This window comes from Candidatus Schekmanbacteria bacterium, assembly GCA_003695725.1.
Lineage (GTDB): Bacteria > Schekmanbacteria > GWA2-38-11 > GWA2-38-11 > J061 > J061.
Window position 1 is genome coordinate 1 of the sequence record RFHX01000138.1, and the last position, 4,031, is coordinate 4,031.

Consider the following 4,031-nt stretch of genomic DNA (forward strand, 5'->3'; position numbering starts at 1 on the left):
AGCGAATGGTCAATAAAAAAAATATTGATGTAGAAATAGTAAGGGGAAGCGATTCGGACTTTCCTATAATGGAAACTGCAGGAAAGGTGCTGAAAGAATTTGGCATTTCTTATAGGTTTAATGTCATATCTGCACATCGTACTCCAGAAGAATGCGCAGTTTTTAGCAAAAAAGCTGAAAGTAGAGGTGTAAAGGTTATAATCGCCGGTGCTGGTTATGCCGCTCACTTAGCAGGTGTAATAGCATCATATACAAAACTTCCTGTAATCGGAGTCCCTTTAGAGGGCTCATCTCTAAATGGTCTTGATTCCCTTCTTTCAACTGTGCAGATGCCCGGGGGTGTACCTGTTGCCACAATGGCAATAGGAAAGGCAGGAGCTAAAAACGCCGCTTTTTATGCCGCAAGAATTATAGCGCTACAAAACAGAACTGTAAAAAAGAAGCTTGTTAAATATATCTCTGATATGAAAGAAGAAGTTAGGAAAAAAGATCTTCTCATTAAAAAAAAGAAATAATTTTTTGAATTAAATCTTCCCCCATTTTTCTCCTTACTATTCAGAAAAATAAGGGTCAAGAATGTCTCTGAGATTCTCACCCAATATATTGAAGGCAAGAATTGTCAAAAAAATTGCAGCTGAAGGAAAGAGTATCAAATAAGGATAAAAACTGAGCGATGACCAACCTTCATTGGCAAGAGTCCCCCAACTTGAAAAAGGGGGAGCAATTCCCAAGCCAAGAAAACTCAAGGAAGATTCAGCCAATATAACCTGCGGGATTCTGAAGGTTGCTGTTACAAGAAGGGCATTGAGCGTTTGTGGTAGAATGTGAATAAAAATCTTTCTCATCCGTCCTGCCCCAACCATCTCTGCGGCTTCTACAAATTCCTGATGTTTTACCCTCAAAAACTCCCCTCTCATAATTCTTGCCACATTTACCCAGCTTACAAGTGATAAGCTGATTACAATCCCCCCAATGCCTCTTCCAATCATTATTGAAATCAAAATTATTACGAGAAGGTCAGGAATACAGTAGATTACATCAACAATTCTCATTAAAACAGAATCCACTCTCCCGCCGCTAAACCCTGCCACAGCACCATATAGAGAACCAAATAAAACGGCAATCAAAGATGATATCAATGCAACTGAAAGAGATACCTGTGCTCCATAGAGAATTCTGCTAAATAAATCTCTGCCCAATCTGTCTGTGCCAAACCAATGCTTGGCAGAAGGCCCTTGAAGAAGCGCTTTTGTATCCTGAAAATCGTATGAATAGGGCGCAATCCAATCTGCAAATAGTGCTGTAAGAGATATTAAAACTACGAATATCAAAGATGCCAAGAAGATCTTTTTTGATAAAATTTTTTTAATCATAAAGATTGCATCTCTCTTCTAAGTTTTGGTTCTAATAAAAGATAACAAATATCAACAGCAAAATTCGCAAATACCAAGATTACAGAATAGACAATCGTTATACCCATAATTAGAGGATAATCTCTATTCGTTACGGCAAGAACAAAGAATTTCCCCATTCCGGGAATCGAAAAAATCTCCTCAACAATGAATGAACCTGTAACCAATCCTGCCAAAAGAGGCCCAGTTATGGTTATTACAGGCATTATAGAATTTGGAAGAATATGTTTTAAAAAAAGCTTGAATTCATCTACTCCCTTAGCCCTTGCCGAAAGAACATAATTGCTATTGTAAATTTGAAGTATGCTTCCTCTCAAAAGTCGTGCAATATATGCCGCAGGTGCAAGGGCAAGTGTTAAAGCAGGCATTATGACATATTGTGCACCTTCCCATAGTGCAGGAGGAAAAATTTTTAATTTTTCAGAAAAAATAAGAATAAAAAAAGATGCGACAACAAAGCTTGGGAAAGATACTGAAAGTGATGAAAAAAATTGAACAGCATAATCAAGAAATTTTCTAACCTTCCATACCGAAAGTATGCTTCCCAAAAAACCTAATAGGAGTGCAAGCACAAATGCTAATAGCCCAAGAGAAGCTGAAACAGGCAGAGCATCTTTTATTATTTCATTTACCGAGCGACCCAAGTATTTATAAGAGGGTCCAAAATCGCCGGTAGAAACAGACAAAAGATAATCAAGAAGCTGCTTATGCACAGGCAAATCAAGTTTGAATTTTTTTTCTATATTTGCCTTAATCTTGTCGGGAAGGGTTTTTTCCTTATCGAAAGGTCCACCGGGGACTGAATGCATTATGGCAAAAGAAATGACAATTACAGCGATCACTATCAATGCGCTTGTAAAAAATCTTTTCATTACGAATTTATACATTCTCCTTATCTCTTCTTCAGTCTATTAAAATAAAAAATGTCGAGAGGATTGAATCCCTTTGTTGAAAGAGTAGGTCTTACAAGAAGGTTTTTCGTTCCTGTAAAAAGAGGAATAATAGGCACATCTTCTTCACAAAGAATCTTTTGTGCTTCATCATAAATTTTTTTCCTGACACTTATATCATCAGTCAAAACAGCCATCTCGACAAGCTCATCATATCTCTTGTTTTCCCATCCTGTATTATTATTGCCGCTTGACGATGTAAAGAGGCGCATAAAATTGTCAGGATCAGGAAAGTCAGCTCCCCATCCAAGTCTGAAAATTGGAGGAGCGCCTTTTTTCAGTCTCCCAAGATAAACTTTCCATTCGAGGTTGTCCAATGTTACTCTGATATTTAAATTTTTCGAAAGCTGAGCCTGAATATTTTCAGCTACTATCAAATTTTCAGGAGATGAATTGAATGAAATTGCAACCTGCGGAAATCCTTTCCCCTTTGGGAATCCTGCTTCAGCAAGCAATTTTCGTGCCTTTTCCGGATCAAAGGATATTCCTATATTCTTGTTATAACCTAACATTCCGGGTGGTATCCATGAGTTTGTAGGAATTTCATTGCCCCTCAAAGCATTTACTATTTCTCTCTTATCGATTGCATAAGCAATAGCTTTTCTCACAAGAGTATTATCAAAAGGGAATTTGCGAGTATTGAAACCATAATAGTATCCTCGATATATAGGAAAGGATATAAAATCTTTTCTTTTCTTCATTTTAGAAACTGCAATTGAAGGCACATTCGCAACATCCAAAATCCCTGTTTCATAAAGGAGAAGAGCAGTGTTTGGCTGATTGACGATAAACAATACTACCTCATCAAATCCCATCTCTTCTGATTTATATTGAGGATTTTTTTTTAGAATAATCTTATAATCATGCTCCCATTTTGACAGCAAATATGGTCCTGTTACTTCCATCTTTCCAGCCTCAGCCCACTTATCTCCATATTTTTTTACCAAATCCTCTCTCATTGGGAATGTGACCATAAAAGCAGTTAGATAGGGAAAAAAGGACAAAGGGCTCTCAAGCTCAACCTCTAAGACTTTATCAGATATTGCTCTTACTCCAAGAAGATTTGGATTGGAAATCTTTCCAGAATTGTAGTCAGCAGCGTTTTTTATATCATAGAGGAAATAAGCATATTCTGCCGCTGTCTGAGGAGACAAGAGTCTTCTCCAAGAATAGACAAAATCCTGTGCTCGCACTGCTTTCCCATCACTCCAACAGGCATCATCTTTTATATAAAACCTAAATTTTGTAAATGTATCATTTGATTCCCACTTCCAAGCCAAAGCCGGTATAAGATTCATCCTCTCATCAAATTTTGTCAATCCTTCCATCAAGTTATTGATTATTGTGAATGAAACATTGTCTGTCGCAAGATTCCAATCAAGCGTTGGCGGCTCTGACGAAACAGAAACTTTAAGTATCCTTTTTTGAGTGAAGTCCTCACTCCTTGAACAGGAAAAAAATAAAGAGGAAGGTAAAAGGAGAATAGATATGAATTTATATAGCGACGCTTTGAATCTTTTTTTTAAACTGCAATCTTTTTCTTTATAAAAAAAGAAATTCATCTATCAACAATCTTGAATTTTTATTTATCAATCCAATTTTTAACTTTCTCACAACTCATTTTAAAGTAAAAAATTTTTTCTTGATTTATTATCATTTTCATTAATAT

4 protein-coding genes are annotated in these 4,031 nt (G+C 36.5%); 1 reads left to right on the plus strand and 3 read right to left on the minus strand.

From position 1 onward, the window contains the following. Positions 1-5 precede the first annotated feature (5 nt). Positions 6-515, plus strand: coding sequence for a 5-(carboxyamino)imidazole ribonucleotide mutase (gene purE, locus D6734_05560; protein RMF95430.1), 510 nt, complete (start codon positions 6-8; stop codon positions 513-515). A 36-nt stretch (positions 516-551) separates the two neighbouring features. Here purE and D6734_05565 read toward each other — a convergent pair whose 3' ends face one another. Genes D6734_05565 through D6734_05575 form a run of 3 tightly spaced genes read right to left on the minus strand, consistent with a single transcriptional unit; the run spans position 552 to position 3,924 of the window. Continuing rightward, positions 552-1,373 carry an ABC transporter permease gene (locus D6734_05565; protein ID RMF95427.1) on the minus strand — a complete coding sequence of 274 codons (822 nt, stop codon included), beginning with the start codon at positions 1,371-1,373 and terminating at the stop codon, positions 552-554. Continuing rightward, a complete protein-coding gene (locus tag D6734_05570; protein ID RMF95428.1) occupies positions 1,370-2,299 on the minus strand; it encodes an ABC transporter permease in 930 nt (309 codons plus the stop codon). The genes D6734_05565 and D6734_05570 overlap by 4 nt, the downstream gene beginning before the upstream one ends. A gap of 5 nt (positions 2,300-2,304) precedes the next feature. Next, entirely contained in the window at positions 2,305-3,924 is a 1,620-nt protein-coding gene (locus tag D6734_05575; protein ID RMF95429.1) for a peptide ABC transporter substrate-binding protein, read from the minus strand. Positions 3,925-4,031 lie beyond the last annotated feature (107 nt).

What these genes read in the sequence shown, in the direction of transcription:
- purE (RMF95430.1), top strand. Translation starts at nt 6, where the DNA reads ATGGTCAATAAAAAAAATATTGATGTAGAAATAGTAAGGGGAAGCGAT.
- D6734_05565 (RMF95427.1), bottom strand. Translation starts at nt 1,373, where the DNA reads ATGATTAAAAAAATTTTATCAAAAAAGATCTTCTTGGCATCTTTGATA.
- D6734_05570 (RMF95428.1), bottom strand. Translation starts at nt 2,299, where the DNA reads ATGTATAAATTCGTAATGAAAAGATTTTTTACAAGCGCATTGATAGTG.
- D6734_05575 (RMF95429.1), bottom strand. Translation starts at nt 3,924, where the DNA reads ATGAATTTCTTTTTTTATAAAGAAAAAGATTGCAGTTTAAAAAAAAGA.